Here is a 16,112-nt window from a genome sequence, read left to right on the forward strand (position 1 = left end):
CACTCGAAGGAAGTTCGCATGATCATCTGGTCCACTAGAGCCTGAAATGACTGCGTTCCGTTGCAGCCGAGCGATAGAGCCTCCGCAGAGCCATCTCATACGGCCCGCTGAAAGGTGACGGTCACGCCGTCGAAAAGGGATCTGTCCGGATTCTTGGCGTGAAACTGATCGCACGCGGCCCGGACCAGGGTATTGACCTCGCCGTAGCATCCCAGCTGCAGCCGGCAGTCGGCGAGCGTGATCTCGCCTTCCGCGAAGGTCACGTGAACGATCACGGCATGGTCTCCGCCGTCGTTGGCGCTCGGTCGGCGGGCGGGTCCGGCTGCGCCTTGTTCACCCTGGCCCAAACCCCGTTCGGGGTGGCCGTGTCCAGCATGGACAAGACGCTCTCCACCTGAACGATGCGATGGAGCGCGTCGATGATTTGCTGGGCGTGGAAAGGCTTGGCGATGAAGTCGGCGCCTTTGAGACCTTCCAACGAAACGCGCGCCGCCGCCGCTGAAACATAGATGACCGGAAGGCCCGGATAGGCCGACCGTGCATGACGCGCGACCTCGAAACCGTCCGCGCCGTCGCCGAGGTTGATGTCCGTCACCAAGGCCGCGAGGGGATCGTGTCGATCGATCACCGCCGCCGCCTCGGTGGCGCAGCAGGCTTCGACCACGTCGAATCCACCCCCTCGAATAACTTCCGAATTTTCCAAGCTACACAACAGATCATCTTCAACGTACAAAATGCACTCGCGAGCCATTTTCTAAAATTCCCATGGACCGAACAAACCCATGGGATGAAAATTGTTTCCAACTCTCCACAACTTTAAATCACAATAACCTTCACCACTCGACATCATTACAAAATTATTTGGATATTTCGTCGCAACGACGCCGCAGCTACGCGCGAGTGCGCGTGGAGTCTCATCTGCCGCTCAGCGCGGGCTTGCTTTCGCCCGGCCCGCAGCGGCCAACTTTTGCCATTCATCCGTCTGTCGTGGACAACTCGCGGTCAACGACGCCCTCACGGCGAGGCGCGTATCTGGAACCTTTAGATCGCCACGCCAAGCACATGCCGGGTTGAGAAATCGCACGGCCTTGCGCCTAGCAAACCTCGATTTTCACGCTGAGAGCAGATCTGCCGAGTGCCTTTTCGGAATAGTTTTAGACTTTGACGCCCCGTCGAAAAGCTGGCGCTGAGTATTCTTGCACGTCGCGAGAGCCTCAATCTTAGGGGCGCTCACAAGCTCAACATCGAGGGCATGTCCGAAAAATGTAGACAAATTCCGGACAATCACTTTGCGCAACGTCAGAAAAACGACTACACACTTCGGACATGACGACCGCGAACCTCACCGCCACGCTCGACGCCCGGATCTCCCAGGGGGCCAGCCGACGCGTCTGGACGCCTTCGGACTTCCTGGACCTGGGCGGCCGCGACGCGGTCGACAAGGCCCTGCAGCGCAAGGTGGCGCGCGGCCTCCTGCGCCGCATCGACCGCGGCCTCTACGATCAGCCCAAGCACAACAGCCTGACCCAGGCGCAAAGCCCGCCCGATCCCCGAGCGGTGATCGACGCGGTCGCGCGTCGCGACCAGATCCGGGTCTTGGTCGACGGCATGACCGCGGCCAACGACCTGGGGTTCACCAACGCCGTACCGGCCAAGATCGTGGTCCATGCCGACGCGCGGCTGCGGCCGATCCGCCTGGGGGCCATGGACATCACCTTCCGGCCGACGGCCGCCAGCAAGCTCCATTGGGCCGGCCGCCCGGCCATGCGGCTGGTCCAGGCCCTGCACTGGGTTCGCGACACCCTGGGTCAGGACGACGACGGAGTCGACCGCTACGACCAGCGCGTGCGCGCCTTGCTCGCCGATCCGGCGCAAGGCCCGGCGCTGCGGGCCGACCTGGCGTCGGGCTTCACCGCCCTGCCCGCCTGGATGCAGGACCTCCTGCGTCCCTATCTCGCGCGGGACCTGGCCGCCCAGCCGGCCGGGCCGGCGAGCGCATGAACCCCGCCTTCGACCAGATCATCGCCGCCGAGAACGAAGAGCGCGCGGGCCTGTTTACCGCCACGGCCCAAAGGCTGGGGTCGACGCCGCAAAACACCGAGAAGGATTTCTGGGTGTGCTGGGTGCTGGACGCCTTGTTCAACGGCCGGCCCGACAGCGCGCCTCGGCTGCTTTTCAAGGGCGGCACCTCGCTGTCCAAGGGCTTTGGCCTGATCAAGCGCTTCTCCGAGGACATCGACGTGACGGTGTTCCGCGACGATATTGGCGAGCCGACCTCGGTGGCGGACCTGCGGGCGATGAGCGGCAAGAAACGCAAAGCCGCCCTGGAGGCGATCGAGGCGGCCGGCGCGGCCTATATCCAGGGCGATCTGCGCGAGGCGCTGCAGGCGGCCATCGCCCAGACCGCCGCGCGGACGGGCCTGGCGGCCGAGCGCTTCCGACTGGAAACCGCCCCGGACGACGCCCAGACCCTGCTGCTGAGCTACCCGTCGGCGACGCCGGCGGACGACTATGTCCGCAGCACGGTGAAGATCGAATCCGGGGCCAAGTCGGCGCTGGATCCGCACACGACCAGGACCATCCGCCCCTATGTCGATGACGACGCGCCGGGCCTGGATCTCTCCGTGGCCAATGTGGTCACGGTCGACGCCGAGCGGACCTTCTGGGACAAGGTGGTCATCCTCCATGGCCTGCGGCGCTGGTACGATCGCAGGGCGGCCTTGCGCGGCGGCGGCCAGCGGATCTCGCGCCATTTCTACGACCTGCACATGCTGATGCAGGGCGCGGTGGGCCAGGCGGCCATGGCGGACACGGCCCTCGGCGCCGACTGCGTGGCCCATGCGCGGATGTTCTTCGACCGGCCCGATTTCGACCTGGCCAGCGCCAGGCCGCCGACCTTCGCCCTGTCGCCGGAGGGGCCGATGTACGACGACCTGCGCCGCGACTACGCGCTGATGCGGCCGATGATCTTCGGCGAAGCTCCAAGCTTCGAAACCGTCCTGGAAAGCGTCTTCGCCCTCGAACGCCGGCTCAACGGCCAGGATTAGATCGCCACAGAGCGAGGCTTGAAGATCGCCGCCCAACGACCGATCGGCGCCGCTGGCGCGTCTTGGTCCCTCGCTTTGACGCCGTGCTTGGTTCAGCCCGACGCGGCTGGCGAGATTGCCTAGTCGCCCCGCCCCCGCCGCCCGCGCACGAACGCCCGGTCGGTGGCCATGAACCGCGCCAACATCGGGGCGACCAGCCGCGCCGGCTCGGCCGCCTTGCCCCCGTTCTCGGCGGCATGGGCCTGGGCGTAGGCGACCAGATCACGATGGATGGCGGCCGGCAGATCCAGGGTCAGCTTGACGGGGGTCTCATCTTCCAGCGCGCCCAGCTTCAACTTGCTCATCGCGTCTCCTTCTCAAAGGGGCGGTTGTCGTCATAGGGCTCGAGCACCAGGTCGCGGGTCAGCAGCACCCGCAACGGCGCGCCGGGCCGGATGGTCAGGGTCGGGGCCAGATCCAGGCTTTTGCCGACCATCTGCTGGCCAACGGTGCTGGCGGTGTCGGCGCCGGCCCGGCGCACGGCGCGGGCCAAGTCGGACTCCTCGCTCGATGACCCGGCCTCGGCGCCGATGGCCAGCAGGGTGCTGAGCCCGGCGGCGGCCAGGACGCGGCCGCCATGGCGATCCACGCCATCCTGCAGACCCGCCATGCCTTGCGCGTCGGCGCCGGGTAGCTTGTCCAGCACGATCGACCGCCCCGAGGGCAGGATCAGCCGCGTCCAGACGACCCTTAGCCGGCTCTGGCCGCTCTGGACCTGGGCGTCATAGTCACCGACCAAGCGTGACCCCGCCGGGATCAGCAGCACGCCGCCGCCCAGACTGTCGAACACGTCCTGGGTGACCTGGGCGATGGCGACGCCCGGGGCGTCCGAGCGCAAGCCGGTGACCAGGGCGGCGGGAATGATCGCGCCAGCCTGAAGGATATAGGGCGAGATCGGCGCTTGCAGCCGCTCGGCGCTGGTGGTCCGAGGATCGCCCGCCTGCCCGCCCTCGTCCGCCGTGGAAGGATCCAGCGCTCCTGAACCACTCCCCTGCCCCTGCCCAGGCGTCGTGTCACGCCGGGCCGAGGCCGCTACGAAAAGACCGCTCTGGATCGCGGCGCGCCGGGCCTCCCGCGCGGCCTCAACCTGGGGATCGACCGCCACAGAAACGGCCGGAGCCATAGCGGGGCGTTCAAGCTCGCCGACCGGTAAGGCCGTCAGCTCGCCAGCCTGACGCGCCCGCGCCGCGCTCAAGATCGGCCGACCAAGGTCACCTGGCAATGGCGGGCCGAGAGCCGGCACGCTGGCCGGACCGACATAGCCGCGCGGCAAGGCGGTGACGCGTTCGGGCGGCGGCGATGGCGTGTAGGTCGCCTCGACCGCCGCCGGCTTGCGCTTGTCCATCAGCGACCAGCTCACCGCCCCGGCCACGCCGGCGATCAGCACCGCGCCGACTATGAGCAGGGCGCGACGCGAGACCTGGGCCACCGGCGCGGGCGTGCCGCGCAGTCGCAAGGTCTTGGCGATGGCTTTTTCGGCCTCTTGGGGATCCTGGCTCATCGGGAAGCCTCCGTCAGCGGGGTCAGACGGGTCAGGCGAACGGCCTGGGCCTGGCGCTTGCCGCCGAGCCGCAGCTCACTCCGATCGAACAGGCGGTCGACGACCAGCCGGCGCGCCTCCACGTGGTAATTGATCAGCTCGGCCGTCTTGCCGTCGGACCCGACGCGGTAGAGCGGCGGCAGGTCGCTGAGGTCGATGGACGGCGCAAATTCGATGAAGACCCGCCGTCCGTCGTCGAACACCCGCGCCGGCCGCCAGAGCGGATGGTCGCCGCTGATGCGGTAGGCCAAGTTCAGCGGCCCGGTCGGCGCGTCCACGACGGCGGGGATCGACATCGACGCTGGCGGCGCCGCGACCAGGACCGGCGCGGAAGCCGCCTCGTATCGCCAGGACACCTGGGACAGCCAGGTGCGGGACGAGGCGCGCAGCTCCAGGTGATAGGTGCGCCGGTCGGTGTTGATGATCAGGTTGGTGGCCAGTCCCGCCGCGGTCGGCTTGATCATCACATGGACGCGGCGCTGCTCGCCCGCGCCGCTGATGGTGTCGCCGATCACCCAGCGCGCGGTGTCGCCGGCCGCCACAGGGCCGGACCCGACCAAACTCTCGCCCGCCTCCAGGACGATATCGGTGATCCGACCAGGCATGGTGATCACCGGAAACACCGCTTCATCGGCAAAGACGAAACGCTTTGCGCCGCCGGGAACCGCCAGCTGGCCGGACGGCTGGCCCAGCGACACGCCCGGAAGAACCAGGCCGACCATCAGACTTGCGACCAGGCGGGTCATGCGCCGAACTCCTTGGACCAAGACAGGCCCGAGACGAAGACACCCAGCGGGTTGACCCGCAGGCCCTCGGGCGTGCGCGGCGGCTTGACCACCAGGGTCAGGATGGCGGTCCAGCGCTCGGTCCCGGCCAGCTGGCCGTCGGCATAGCGCTGCTCGGTCCAGGCCACCCGAAAGCTGCTCGGGGTCGCGCGCACGACGCTGGACACGGTGACCACCACCTGGGCCCGGCCGACCTGGGCGAAGGGATCGTTGCGCCGGGCATAGTCGGACAGGGCCGCCGCGCCGTCCGCGTCGGTGAAGTCGTAAGCCCGCAGCCAGGCCTGGCGCATGACCACCGGGTCGGTGGAGACCGCCCGCACGTCGGTGATGAAGCGCGCCAGGGTCCAGGCGATCATCGGATCGGTCGCCCGCGCGCCCTGCACCGCCGGCGCGACGACCCGCGGCTCGCCCAGACGATCGACCTCGACGACCCAGGGCGTGACCCCGCCGCGCAAGGCGAGGCCAACCAAGCCCGCCGACAACCCGCCCGACAGCGCCAACAAGCTCAAGGCCATCAGCCGCCAGTTGGCCGCCTGGACCCTGGCCGCGCCCATCCGCTCGTCCCAGGCCTGGCCGGCCCGCTGGTAGGGCGTCTCCGGCCGCGGCGTCGCGCCATAGCGCGCCGATCCCTTCAAGGGGTTCATCTCAGTCCTCCTTCAGGCTGGGTGCGGCGCCGCCGCTGTGATCGTCGCCGCTGCCGGCGGCGTGGATGGCCATGCTCGCGCCATGGGCCAGGGCTTGCTTGTGCTGGAGGTCACGGGCCCAGGCCGGCGGAGCCGACGCGCCGCCTTCGCCGCCACCGCTGCCGCCACCCTCGCCGCCGCCACTATCCTGCTCGCGCGGCTTGGGCGTAGGCGCCGCCGTGGCCGCGCCACCGCCACCAGTCCCGCCGCCGGGCGATGAGGGTCCAGAAGGCGGTGATCCTTCGGGTCCGCCGCCCGGTCCGCCCGGCGGAAGCCGGCCGCCCGCCGCCCCGCTGGCGGCGCTGCTGGCTCCACCGCCGGCCAGGCTTGAGCCCGCACCGACTGCAATCTGGGCGGCCGCCGCTCCGGCCATGGCCATGCCGCCGACCATCAGGCCGGTGCCGACCGCCGCGCCGGCGCCCAACTGCGGCGCGCCGGAAACCAGCCCAGAGGCGACGCCGGGGCCAAAGATCGACAGGCCCAGCAAGGTCAGGGCGGCCAGGGCCATGGCCAGGACCTCTTCGAGGGTCGGCTGGCCAGAGGCGGCGCTGGTGAATTCCGAAAATAGCGACGAGCCGATGCCGACGATCACCGCCAGGACCATGACCTTGACGCCCGAGGCGATGACGTTGCCCAGCACCTTCTCGGCCAGGAACGCGGTGCGTCCGAAGAGCCCGAAGGGCACCAGGACAAAGCCCGCCAGGCTGACGAGCTTGAACTCGATCAGCACCACAAAGACCTGCACGGCCATGATGAAAAAGGCGACGATGACGAACAAAGCCACGATCAGCAGGATCACGATCTGGACGATGTTCTCAAAGAAGCCGGGAAAGCCGCCCAGGTCGCTGGCCGCCTGCAGGATCGGCTTGCAGGCCGAGAGGCCCAGCGCCGCCAGCTTGCCCGGCCGCAGGAAGTCGTCGGCCGATACCCCTGCCCCGCTGGCTTTTAGGCCAAGGCCGGAGAAGCTCTTGAGGACGATCCCCGTCAGGCTGTGGAAGTTGCCGATCAGGAAGGCGAAGAACCCGACATAGAGGGTCTTCTTGACCAGCCGGGCGATGACGTCTTCGCCCGACGCCCAGGCCCAAAACAGCGCCGCCAAGGTGACGTCGATAGCCACCAGGGTGGTCGACAGGAAGGCGACCTCGCCGCCCAGCAGGCCAAAGCCGCTGTCGATGTAGCGGGTGAAGACGTCGAAGAAGCGATCGATGACGCCGGTGTCGCTCATGGCCGGCCGCCATCGAAAAACCGCGCGCGGGCCGTCGCCCACGCGGCGCGGCAGCTCTCATCGGCCTGCGCCGCCTCGCCAAGATCGCGGCAGCGCGCCAGGTCAGGATCGCGCGCGGCAGCGGAAGGCCGCGGCGACGCGTTTGGCGCTTGGGACGCTGTAACCGCCAAGCCAGCGGCCCCAAGCAAGATGATCGTTACGGTCCCCCAGACGAGGGCCCGGGTCATGGCTGGGACGCGTCCCCCATGAACTTGGAGAACCGGGCCTTGGCGTCGGCGCGGGCTGCGGCGCGATCGGCCGCCTCTAAAGCCTGGGCGCGACCTTGGGCGGCGCTCAGCGCGATCAGGTCGGCCAATTGCTGGGCATGAAGGGCGAGCAACTGATTGCCGGCCTGGGCCGCCTGCAGCCCGCCGACCGCGCCTTGACTGGCGCCCACCAGACTGGTGAGCTGGTCGCGACTAGCGCCCAGGCCGCCGACCACGCCCGCCTGGACCTTGAGCGCATCCTCGAACCCGGCGACGGCCGCGGTCCAGCGGGCGTCGGCCCGTCCGGTCAGAGTCGCATCGCTGACGCCGAGATCGACCGCACCATAGTTGGCGCGGAAAGCCTGCTGGATCTGCGAAACGTCATAGGCCAGGGCCTGGGCCTGTCCGAGCAGCTCCCGCGTGCGGTCAACCTGCGCCTGGAGCGCGGCCAGGGACGAGTAAGGCAAGCTGGCCAGGGTCTTGGCTTGACCGATCAGCATCTGGGCCTGGTTCTGCAGCGAGGTGATCTGGTTGTTGATCGTCTGCAGGGCGCGGGCGGCGGTCAGGACGTTCTGGGCGTAGTTGCTGGGGTCGAAGACGGTCCATTGGGCCTGAGCGGCCTGAGGCGCGAGCACGAGACCGGCCAGGGCCGGGCCGGCCAGAAGCGCCGCCGCCAGACGGCGTCGGGTCAGGGTCATGACAGTCTCTCCGATGAGGGGTTTGGATGGGGATCAGGCGCGCGCGAGGCGTCGGCCGAAGGGCCGACCAGCAGGTCGGCGGCCCAGGGCAAGCCTCGGCGACGCAGCCAGGCGGCGGCGAAGCCTTCGGGGCCATGGGCGGCCAGGACCTCGCCGATCGCGGCCTGGTCGGCCTTGGACGAGGCGGCGCAGAAGGCCAGGGCCACGGGTCCCAGCCCCAGGTCGAACAGGCGGTCGCCGACGCGCGATTGCAGGTAGTAGTCGCGGGTCGGCGTGGCGCGGGCGAGGATTTCGATCTGGCGATCGTTGAGCCCAAACCGGGCATAGGCCGCCGCCCCTTGCGGCTCCAGGGCGCGCGGGTTGGGCAGGAAGATCCGGGTTGGGCAGCTCTCGACGATCGACGCGGCGATCGGACTTTCGACGACGTCGGCCAGCGACTGGGTGGCGAAGATCACCGAGGCGTTCTTCTTGCGCAGGGTCTTGAGCCACTCGCGCAGCTGGGCGCCGAAGGCCGGGTCGTCGAGCGCCAACCAGCCCTCATCGATCAGGATAAGGGTCGGCCGACCATCCAGCCGCCGCCCGATGCGATGGAAGAGATAGGCCAGAACCGCCGGGGCGGCCGCGCCGCGCGCCAGGCCCTCGGTTTCGAAAACTTGGACGCTGGCTTTCCCAAAGGCTTCGCCCGCGCCGTCAAGCAACCGGCCGAACGGTCCGCCCAGGATGAAGGGCCCGAGCGCCGCCTTGAGCGCCGGGTTCGACAACAGGGCCACAAGGCCGGTCAGGGTGCGCTCGGCGACCGGCGCGCTGGCCAGGCTCGCCAACGCCGCCCAGAGGTGGTCGCGCACGGCCGGCGTGATGACCACGCCCTCACGTGCGAGCACGGCGGCGAGCCATCCGGCCGCCCAGGCCCGCTCGTCGGCCTCGTCGATCCGCGCCAGGGGCTGCAGGGTCAGGGCCGGCCCGCCGTCGCCTGAGAGATCGTGGAACGCCCCGCCCATGCCCAGCACGGCGGCCCGGCTTGAGGCGCCGAAGTCGAACGCGAAGACCTGGGCCTGCGGATAGCGGCGAAACTGCAGGGCCAAGAGGGCCAGCAGCACGCTCTTGCCGGCCCCGGTCGGCCCGACGATCAGGGTGTGCCCGACATCGCCGACATGCAGGCTGAGCCGAAACGGGGTCGAGCCGGCGGTCTTGGCGATCAGCAGCGGCGGACCGTCCAGATGGGTGTTGCGCGCCGGCCCGGCCCAAACCGCCGACATCGGGGCGATGTGGGCCAGATTCAGGGTCGAGAGCGGCGGCTGGCGGACATTGGCGTAGGCGTGACCTGGGAGGGTGCCCAGCCAGGCCTCCACGGCGTTGACGCTCTCGCGGATGACGGTGAAGTCGCGGCCCTGGATGACCTTCTCGGCCAGGGCCAGTTTGGCGGCGGCCAGTCCTGCGTCCTCGTCCCAGACCACCAGGCTGGCGGTGACATAGGCATAGGCTACCGCGTCGCCGCCAAGGTCCTGCAGGGCCAGATCGGCGTCGGCGGCCTTGTTGGCCGCATCGTTGTCGACGAGCGGCGACGGCTCCTGGGTCAGGGCCTCGCGCAACAGGACCAGCACCGACTTGCGCTTGGCGAACCACTGGCGCCGGATCTTGCCCAGCAGGCTGGCCGCGTCGGTCTTGTCCAGGCAGATGGCCCGGGTAGTCCAGCGATAAGCCATGCCCAGGCGATTGAGCTCGTCGAGCAGACCGGGAACGGTCACGGCTGGGAAGCCCACCACGGTCAGGACCCGCAGATGCGCAGGGCCCAGGCGAGGCTCGAGACCAGCCGTCAGGGCCTGCGTCGCCAGCAGGGCGTCCAGGTGCATGGGCGTCGTGGGAACACCCACCGCCTGGCGGATGGTGGAGACCGCGCCGTGCAGGAAACTCAAGGTCGCCGCATCGGCCAGCCAGTCGGCCTTGGGCATTAGGCCGTCGAGCAAGGCTAGAAGCCGATCGGAGCGATCGACGAAGCCAGCCAGTTCGGCGCGCCAATCGCCCCCCGCCCCGGCTCGGCCTTCGACGAACAGGCCCTCGATGCGGCCGCGGCGATCGGCCGGCGGCAGATAGGTCAGGGTCAGGAAGTAGCGGCTCTCGAAGTGATCGCCGGTCTGGACGAAGGCCGCCTTGCGCTCCTCCTCGACCAGGGCCGAGACCGGATCGGGAAAGGTGCTGACCGGATAGGCCTGGGCTGGATCGCGCCGCGCCTCGACAAACAGCGCCCACCCCGAGCCCAGGCGACGCAAGGCGCCGTTGAGGCGGGCGGCGACCGCAGCGACCTCCCCGTCGGTGGCCGAGTCCAGGTCCGGCCCCCGAAACTCGGCGGTGCGCTGGAAGGACCCGTCCTTGTTCAGCACCACGCCCGGCGCGACCAGGGCGGCCCAGGGTAGGTAGTCGGCCAAGTGCGCGGGCCAGCGGCGATATTCGCGGAGATCGAGCATGGCTCAGACCTCCAGGTGGGCGGGCAGCCGGACATGCCGGCGACCGACGTCGAAGATCTGCGAGTCACGTCGGGCGGCCCAGACGGCCAGCCCATGACCGACCAGCCACACGGCAAGACAGACGACCCACAGTCGTAGCCCCACCCCGAGTGCGGCAGCCAAGGTGCCGTTGACCAAGGCGATCGCGCGCGGGGCGCCGGCCAGGAGCATCGGCTCAAGCAGGGCCCGATGGACGGGCGCGGCGAACCCCATCGCGCGATCGCCGGCCATCAGAGCAGCGCTCCGCCGCCGAACGAGAAGAACGACAGGAAGAAGCTCGACGCGGCAAACGCGATGCTGAGACCGAAGACGATCTGGATCAGCTTGCGCGAGCCGCCGGAGGTCTCGCCAAAGGCCAGGGTCAGGCCGGTGACGATGATGATGATCACCGCGATGATCTTGGCGACGGGGCCCTCGATCGACTCGAGGATGCGCTGCAGCGGTTCTTCCCAGGGCATGGAGGAGCCGGCGGCCTGGGCGCTGCTGGCCACGAGCAGCGAGGCCAGCATCAAGCCGCTGAGCAGCGGACGCGGGTCAGGGTTGGCGCACGGCGAGGCCGCCGCGCGATGTCGGGAAAACATTGGAAAACTCCGGGGTTTAGGGGCGGGATCTCAGGCGGGGCTGAGCTGGTAGGCGCCGTCGGGGCCCAGGCCCTCCAGGCGCGCGAGGTCCGCCAGGCGGCGCTGTCGCCCTCGCCCGGAGAGGACCGCGATCAGATCGATGGTTTCGGCGATCAGGGCGCGCGGCACGGTGACCACGGCTTCCTGGATCAATTGCTCCAGCCGCAACAGCGCGCCCAGCGACGAGCCGGCGTGAAGCGTGCCGACGCCGCCGGGGTGCCCGGTCCCCCAGGCCTTGATCAGGTCCAGGGCTTCTGCCCCCCGCACCTCGCCGATGATGATGCGGTCGGGCCGCAGGCGCAGGGCCGAGCGCACCAGGTCGGTCAGGCTCACCACGCCTTCGCGCGTGCGCAAGGCGACGACATTGTCCGCCGCGCACTGCAGTTCGCGCAGATCCTCGCAGAGGATCAGCCGGTCACCGGTCTGGACGACTTGGGCCAGCAGCGCATTGACCAGGGTGGTCTTGCCGCTGGAGGTTGGACCGGCCACCAGGATGTTGGCGCGCTCGCGTACGGCGGTGGCCAGCACCTGGCCTTCCCGCTGCGTCATGACCCCAGCGCGGACGTAGTCGTCCAGGCTGAACACCAGGCTGGCGGGCTTGCGGATGGCGAAGGACGGCGCGGCCACGATCGGCGATAGCCAGCCCTCGAAGCGTTCACCCGTGCCGGGAAGTTCGGCCGACAGCCTTGGCTGTTCTGCGGAGATCTCAGTAGCCACATGGTGGGCCACCAGGCGCAGAATCCGCTCGGCCTCGGCCGGCGACATCGTCAGCTCGGCGTCGACTAGGCCAACATCGAAGCGGTCGATCCAGAGCCGCCCATCGGGGTTGAGCATGACCTCGGCCACGCCAGGGTCTTCCAGCCGCGCGAGCAAAGGGCCAAGGGCGGTGCGCAGCATCTGACGGCTGCGCTCACGTCCAAGATCGCGTTCGGCGGTTTGAGGTTGGGAATGGTCCACGGCGGGTCCCCGTTGCTTACGGGGATGAGTAAGAAGACCGGCTTTCGCCCGATCTCAACAGCCAAATCGGCGGATCGTACCTTGGCGTGCAAAGACAGGCGGACGGCGGCCCGGGTCACCGTTGCGGCCATGTCACGCGTGCGCCGGATAAGCCTCTTAACCGCAAAACGCGCTTGGCGCGGCCCGCTGGCGCGGGCAGCGTGGGTCCAACCTAGAGGGTCGGATCATGACACTCCTCCAACGCCGCGCGCCTGCGTCCGCTGTTACGCAAGTTTCCGCAGGTTTGGCCGCCTTGACCCTGGGCGCACTGGCCCTGGTGGTCGCGATCGGCGTTGTCGTCTTCCTGGGAACCATGCCGGCATCCGGGTCCGTTGAACGCCTCGTCGCCTTCTGGCCTGAGCCCGCCGGCCATGCGCGGATCGACAACCGTCGTTCCGATCCGACGGGCTCGCCAAACCCCGCCTGCAAAGCCGCGATCAAACGCGCCAAGATCAGCCGCGGCCTTCCTCCGGATGAAGCCATCGCCGCATCCACCGCCATGCTTCGGATCTGCAACGTTCAATAGCGATCATCCAGAACGCCTAGACCGCGCGAGCCCGGCGGGGCCCCAGGCCGACACTGCACCGTCGGCAAGCGACCGCAAGAACACGCAGGTCCCTTCCTCCCGGGCGCCCGCCACATCGGCCTCCCGGCCGTCCGGGACAGCCTTATCGTCTGAGCATGACGCCGCCGTTCGGTCGGTCTTGCTGCTCGTCACCTCGCCCACCGCCCGAAGCAACAAGACGATGTCGCCATCGCGGCGCGCGATGAGACCGCCCAGCGCAAGCCTAGCGGCACGCGCAGTTGTCGTCGCCCATGCTCCGCCGGCGCCATCGGACCCGACGCTCTTCGCCGCTAGTCCGCGCGGGACCGACGGCACGATAATTCTGGATTATGGATAGCGAGGGGCTCCATCCCGGCGATTTCATCGCGCAATTGAGAGACAAGCGATTTGCCCTCGTCTACAGCGACCGTTTTCAAGGTTCCCTGGAAGAAACTTGGTATCATCGCTGGAAAACTAACGTCATCGCGCTGTTTTCGTATGGTGTTGAGGCGCTGCAGGGTGTTCCGACGTTCTTTAACGTCGATCAGATCGTCTCGCACTTTTCGCATCAGCAGGAAGCGGAAAACGTTGATTACATCCTTAATCTAAATGCGGGAAATCGCTTTCTAGACAACTGGGCCTTGGTCCCCGCTCTGGGCAGATGGCGGCGCGTGCCGGTGTTTCCTTGCGACGCGATCACGGTTTTGATGGGAGAGCGCAAAGACACCGCCAAAAGCTTGGCGGCGCTGAACGGCTGGCGGGTTCCAGCTTCTGCCGGATCCATCACTGATCCGGAAATGGACATCATCGAAAAACCGATGACCTTTGGAAGCAGTGTGGGCCTGCGACGGCTCTCGCTTCGGGACTACTGGGCCCACAGCCCACGCCCCGACGCGCTGGCCGAGGCCTTTGTCCCAGGATACGACGCCACGATCGTGATCCTCTATTCCATGGTCCATCAGGCGCTCGTTTGCGCTGGCGCCATGATCCATGTCCCTGATCGCGCCGATCCGGAGGAGTGGATCTACGACGCCTATGAAAAGCGCCATCCCGGGGTGCGCACCCAAGTTGAACAACGCTTTTGCGCCGTAACGCCCGAACTGGCCGCGATGACGGTCAAGCTGGTTAAAGCGTTTCATGTCACGGCCGTGGCGCGCGTCGATGTTCGGCTTGATCGGCTGCCCATGGCTGGCGAACCCGTTGATCTGGCCGCCTGCACATTCCTCGAAATCAACCCTATGCCCACGATCGCACCCGGGACTTCGGTCATGGCCTTCGCCAAAGACTACCTCAACGCCAACAAGGTCGCTCCGGAGCTCTCGGGGATCATCAATGCGCCCGCCGATGACGACGCCAAAGCCGCCGCTTACCTCATCGCCGCAGGGCTATTTTCTCGGCTTGGCGTCAACTAGCTCCACATGAATTGAGCGAGCGGAAGAAGCCCGTGGCGATCGACGAACTCGCCGCGCGCGCCGCGGAACCGCGCGCCTTGAGAGACCCACGAGAAGTTTGACGCCAGGTAGCCAAAAAGCGCCGCCTGATCCACATCCTCGTCGATATAGTCCATAAATCGCTGCTGCTTTAGCAGCTGCTGAATTTCGCCTCGAAGGTCCGCGCCCGCCAGGGCCGCGAGGTTGGCGTATAGGTAGGTGTGGTGATAGCTCAGCTTGGTCGACATCCGCGCTTGGGTTATCGCCGCGCAGATACGGGCTAAATGAGCGTCACGCCCTGTTTCGCCCGCCAGCCTGAGCGCGATTTCCTCATTCACCTGCGCGCTGATCTGATGAAGTCGCCCCCCGTTGGCGCGCGACGCGCGGCGAAAATAATCCGCCGCATCTTCCAACCGGTTTGAAAGCAGAAACGAGATCCCAACGACGTTCAGCACTGAACTCAGGCGATCGGCATAGGGCGTCCATTCTAAGGCGAACTCGGCCAGGGCCGCGGTCTCGCCTAGGTCCCACCGTGGCGACGAAGCGTGGGCGGCCGTGAGCACCGCGTTCGCTCGGGTCGACACGAATTCTCCCAGTCGCCCGGCTGCCAGGAGACGGGCTGCGGCGACGCCGAGTTGCTCGAGCGCAAAGGGGCTGACCCCAGCGGTAAAGTTGGCAAAGCGAAGCGCGAAGGCCTCAAGAAGCTCGTCACCTAGATAGCGTGCCAGGGTCAAAGCATGTTCGACCGGCGAGGCAGACTCCTCAAGGACGTACGCCCGGTCCAGCAAGGTGAACACCAGGGCCTCTGCGAACCAGGCCACATCGCCACGCCTCTTGTCCTCAAGGACTGTCAGGAGGAAGGATTCCAGCTCGCGAAGATCGGCTTCCGCGTCAAAGCGCCGATCGCATCCCTTCTTGGCCTGCACCCGCTGATAAAGCGCCGCTACATATCGGCGCTGCAGGCTGCCGGCCGCGCCTGGCTCGGGCCGCACCAATGCAAGCTCGGCGCAGGACGAGTAGGCCCTGCCAAGGCAGAGATCGGCGAACCGGTCTGAAGTGGCGGAACGTTTCGGCAGGACAAGTTCAGAGACGCCATCTGTTGCGGGCGTGAACACGCGCGCGGCGTCTCGCGCCCAAGACAGGGTCTCCACCGCGTCGCCAATCTCGCCTTGCGCATCGAAGACGATCTTGGGGCGGATGTCCGGGGGCAGCGGTTTGAATGCGCTGAGAAACCGGCTGACGGTGTGGCCGAACATCGAGTCGCGCCGCAGGAGGTAGACTTGGTCCAACTTGGCTTCGGACGCGCCGAACCCCTGCAGCACGCCAAGTTTGAAGCTCACATCGACGCCTTCAGGCACGACGGCGACATTGAAAAGGTTATTGAGCAGGTCGGATGCCCCGCGTCGGAGCCCGGAGTACTTTAGATCTCGCTCCAGCGAGGAACAGCGAGCGACCAGCTGGGCCTCGGTGTCGATAACCTCAAGAGAACCCCGCCGGTTGAAGCTGGCGATCTCGCCTTCCAGTCTTGCGCCGACAGCCGGAAGCGCCAGCAGATCGACGCCCGCGGCGTCAGGCGCTTTGCGAATAAACGATCGCAATGCGCCGAGTGCGCCCTCTTGATCCATAATCCAGAATTATCCAGCCAACCCTTACCGGTTGTATCGCACCACTCCTTTCGCTGAAAGGTGAAGCTTTTGGGACGGAACCGAAATTAGCGCCGCCAGTGGTGCGGTTCTTGCGCTCGTCGCCCCAATCTAGG

The 16,112-nt window shown here is 67.6% G+C and carries 18 protein-coding genes; 4 read left to right on the plus strand and 14 right to left on the minus strand.

All coding sequences use genetic code 11. From position 1 onward, the window contains the following. Positions 1-95: 95 nt before the first annotated feature. Both ACW175_RS14110 and ACW175_RS14115 read right to left on the minus strand, forming a co-directional pair. Positions 96-275 (minus strand): hypothetical protein, encoded by a 180-nt coding sequence (locus tag ACW175_RS14110; RefSeq protein ID WP_492100676.1) that lies wholly within the window; start codon positions 273-275, stop codon positions 96-98. Then, on the minus strand, positions 272-751 hold the full coding sequence (locus tag ACW175_RS14115) for a response regulator (RefSeq protein WP_492100677.1): 480 nt from the start codon (positions 749-751) through the stop codon (positions 272-274). The genes ACW175_RS14110 and ACW175_RS14115 overlap by 4 nt, the downstream gene beginning before the upstream one ends. A gap of 575 nt (positions 752-1,326) precedes the next feature. On the opposite strand from ACW175_RS14115, the gene ACW175_RS14120 reads away from it, so the two are divergent. After that, the gene (locus ACW175_RS14120) at positions 1,327-2,001 is read left to right on the plus strand and encodes a DUF6088 family protein (RefSeq protein WP_492100678.1); all 675 of its coding nucleotides are present in this window, start codon (positions 1,327-1,329) and stop codon (positions 1,999-2,001) included. Then, complete coding sequence (locus tag ACW175_RS14125; protein ID WP_492100679.1) at positions 1,998-3,047, plus strand: nucleotidyl transferase AbiEii/AbiGii toxin family protein; 1,050 nt, start codon at positions 1,998-2,000, stop codon at positions 3,045-3,047. The genes ACW175_RS14120 and ACW175_RS14125 overlap by 4 nt, the downstream gene beginning before the upstream one ends. Positions 3,048-3,166: 119 nt before the next feature. Here the strand turns inward: ACW175_RS14125 and ACW175_RS14130 are convergent, their stop codons facing one another. The 11 genes from ACW175_RS14130 to trbB all read right to left on the minus strand — a co-directional run bounded on the left by ACW175_RS14130 (position 3,167) and on the right by trbB (position 12,280). Next, positions 3,167-3,391 carry a DUF2274 domain-containing protein gene (locus ACW175_RS14130; protein WP_492100680.1) on the minus strand — a complete coding sequence of 75 codons (225 nt, stop codon included), beginning with the start codon at positions 3,389-3,391 and terminating at the stop codon, positions 3,167-3,169. Continuing rightward, complete coding sequence (locus ACW175_RS14135) at positions 3,388-4,587, minus strand: TraB/TrbI/VirB10 family type IV secretion system protein (protein WP_492100681.1); 1,200 nt, start codon at positions 4,585-4,587, stop codon at positions 3,388-3,390. The genes ACW175_RS14130 and ACW175_RS14135 overlap by 4 nt, the downstream gene beginning before the upstream one ends. Next, positions 4,584-5,372, minus strand: a complete 789-nt coding sequence (trbG, locus tag ACW175_RS14140) for a P-type conjugative transfer protein TrbG (RefSeq protein ID WP_492100682.1) — start codon at positions 5,370-5,372, stop codon at positions 4,584-4,586. The genes ACW175_RS14135 and trbG overlap by 4 nt, the downstream gene beginning before the upstream one ends. Next, on the minus strand, positions 5,369-6,055 hold the full coding sequence (gene trbF, locus ACW175_RS14145; RefSeq protein ID WP_492100683.1) for a conjugal transfer protein TrbF: 687 nt from the start codon (positions 6,053-6,055) through the stop codon (positions 5,369-5,371). The genes trbG and trbF overlap by 4 nt, the downstream gene beginning before the upstream one ends. A 1-nt stretch (position 6,056) precedes the next feature. Continuing rightward, positions 6,057-7,319 carry a P-type conjugative transfer protein TrbL gene (trbL, locus tag ACW175_RS14150; RefSeq protein WP_492100684.1) on the minus strand — a complete coding sequence of 421 codons (1,263 nt, stop codon included), beginning with the start codon at positions 7,317-7,319 and terminating at the stop codon, positions 6,057-6,059. Further along, on the minus strand, positions 7,316-7,546 hold the full coding sequence (gene trbK-alt, locus ACW175_RS14155) for a putative entry exclusion protein TrbK-alt (protein WP_492100685.1): 231 nt from the start codon (positions 7,544-7,546) through the stop codon (positions 7,316-7,318). Before trbK-alt ends, trbL begins: the two co-directional genes overlap by 4 nt. Continuing rightward, on the minus strand, positions 7,543-8,262 hold the full coding sequence (gene trbJ, locus ACW175_RS14160) for a P-type conjugative transfer protein TrbJ (RefSeq protein WP_492100686.1): 720 nt from the start codon (positions 8,260-8,262) through the stop codon (positions 7,543-7,545). Before trbJ ends, trbK-alt begins: the two co-directional genes overlap by 4 nt. Then, the gene (gene trbE, locus ACW175_RS14165) at positions 8,259-10,724 is read right to left on the minus strand and encodes a conjugal transfer protein TrbE (RefSeq protein ID WP_492100687.1); all 2,466 of its coding nucleotides are present in this window, start codon (positions 10,722-10,724) and stop codon (positions 8,259-8,261) included. Before trbE ends, trbJ begins: the two co-directional genes overlap by 4 nt. 3 nt (positions 10,725-10,727) lie before the next feature. Continuing rightward, on the minus strand, positions 10,728-10,994 hold the full coding sequence (locus ACW175_RS14170) for a VirB3 family type IV secretion system protein (protein ID WP_492100688.1): 267 nt from the start codon (positions 10,992-10,994) through the stop codon (positions 10,728-10,730). Next, a complete protein-coding gene (locus ACW175_RS14175) occupies positions 10,994-11,272 on the minus strand; it encodes a TrbC/VirB2 family type IV secretion system protein (protein WP_492104970.1) in 279 nt (92 codons plus the stop codon). The genes ACW175_RS14170 and ACW175_RS14175 overlap by 1 nt, the downstream gene beginning before the upstream one ends. A 102-nt stretch (positions 11,273-11,374) precedes the next feature. Then, the gene (trbB, locus tag ACW175_RS14180; protein WP_492100689.1) at positions 11,375-12,280 is read right to left on the minus strand and encodes a P-type conjugative transfer ATPase TrbB; all 906 of its coding nucleotides are present in this window, start codon (positions 12,278-12,280) and stop codon (positions 11,375-11,377) included. Between the two features lie 286 nt (positions 12,281-12,566). On the opposite strand from trbB, the gene ACW175_RS14185 reads away from it, so the two are divergent. Further along, positions 12,567-12,905, plus strand: coding sequence for a hypothetical protein (locus tag ACW175_RS14185; protein WP_492100690.1), 339 nt, complete (start codon positions 12,567-12,569; stop codon positions 12,903-12,905). A gap of 368 nt (positions 12,906-13,273) precedes the next feature. After that, positions 13,274-14,335 (plus strand): D-alanine--D-alanine ligase family protein, encoded by a 1,062-nt coding sequence (locus tag ACW175_RS14190; protein WP_492100691.1) that lies wholly within the window; start codon positions 13,274-13,276, stop codon positions 14,333-14,335. On the opposite strand, the gene ACW175_RS14195 is transcribed toward ACW175_RS14190, so the two are convergent. Further along, positions 14,332-15,978, minus strand: coding sequence for a hypothetical protein (locus ACW175_RS14195; protein WP_492100692.1), 1,647 nt, complete (start codon positions 15,976-15,978; stop codon positions 14,332-14,334). The genes ACW175_RS14190 and ACW175_RS14195 overlap by 4 nt on opposite strands. Positions 15,979-16,112: the final 134 nt, after the last annotated feature.

It is taken from the genome of Caulobacter sp. FV1ye6ST (assembly GCF_058681225.1).

Coding starts and splice junctions, on each gene's coding strand:
- ACW175_RS14115 (WP_492100677.1), bottom strand. CDS start 751: ATGGCTCGCGAGTGCATTTTGTACGTTGAAGATGATCTGTTGTGTAGC.
- ACW175_RS14120 (WP_492100678.1), top strand. CDS start 1,327: ATGACGACCGCGAACCTCACCGCCACGCTCGACGCCCGGATCTCCCAG.
- ACW175_RS14125 (WP_492100679.1), top strand. CDS start 1,998: ATGAACCCCGCCTTCGACCAGATCATCGCCGCCGAGAACGAAGAGCGC.
- ACW175_RS14130 (WP_492100680.1), bottom strand. CDS start 3,391: ATGAGCAAGTTGAAGCTGGGCGCGCTGGAAGATGAGACCCCCGTCAAG.
- ACW175_RS14135 (WP_492100681.1), bottom strand. CDS start 4,587: ATGAGCCAGGATCCCCAAGAGGCCGAAAAAGCCATCGCCAAGACCTTG.
- trbG (WP_492100682.1), bottom strand. CDS start 5,372: ATGACCCGCCTGGTCGCAAGTCTGATGGTCGGCCTGGTTCTTCCGGGC.
- trbF (WP_492100683.1), bottom strand. CDS start 6,055: ATGAACCCCTTGAAGGGATCGGCGCGCTATGGCGCGACGCCGCGGCCG.
- trbL (WP_492100684.1), bottom strand. CDS start 7,319: ATGAGCGACACCGGCGTCATCGATCGCTTCTTCGACGTCTTCACCCGC.
- trbK-alt (WP_492100685.1), bottom strand. CDS start 7,546: ATGACCCGGGCCCTCGTCTGGGGGACCGTAACGATCATCTTGCTTGGG.
- trbJ (WP_492100686.1), bottom strand. CDS start 8,262: ATGACCCTGACCCGACGCCGTCTGGCGGCGGCGCTTCTGGCCGGCCCG.
- trbE (WP_492100687.1), bottom strand. CDS start 10,724: ATGCTCGATCTCCGCGAATATCGCCGCTGGCCCGCGCACTTGGCCGAC.
- ACW175_RS14170 (WP_492100688.1), bottom strand. CDS start 10,994: ATGGCCGGCGATCGCGCGATGGGGTTCGCCGCGCCCGTCCATCGGGCC.
- ACW175_RS14175 (WP_492104970.1), bottom strand. CDS start 11,272: ATGCTGGCCTCGCTGCTCGTGGCCAGCAGCGCCCAGGCCGCCGGCTCC.
- trbB (WP_492100689.1), bottom strand. CDS start 12,280: ATGCTGCGCACCGCCCTTGGCCCTTTGCTCGCGCGGCTGGAAGACCCT.
- ACW175_RS14185 (WP_492100690.1), top strand. CDS start 12,567: ATGACACTCCTCCAACGCCGCGCGCCTGCGTCCGCTGTTACGCAAGTT.
- ACW175_RS14190 (WP_492100691.1), top strand. CDS start 13,274: ATGGATAGCGAGGGGCTCCATCCCGGCGATTTCATCGCGCAATTGAGA.
- ACW175_RS14195 (WP_492100692.1), bottom strand. CDS start 15,978: ATGGATCAAGAGGGCGCACTCGGCGCATTGCGATCGTTTATTCGCAAA.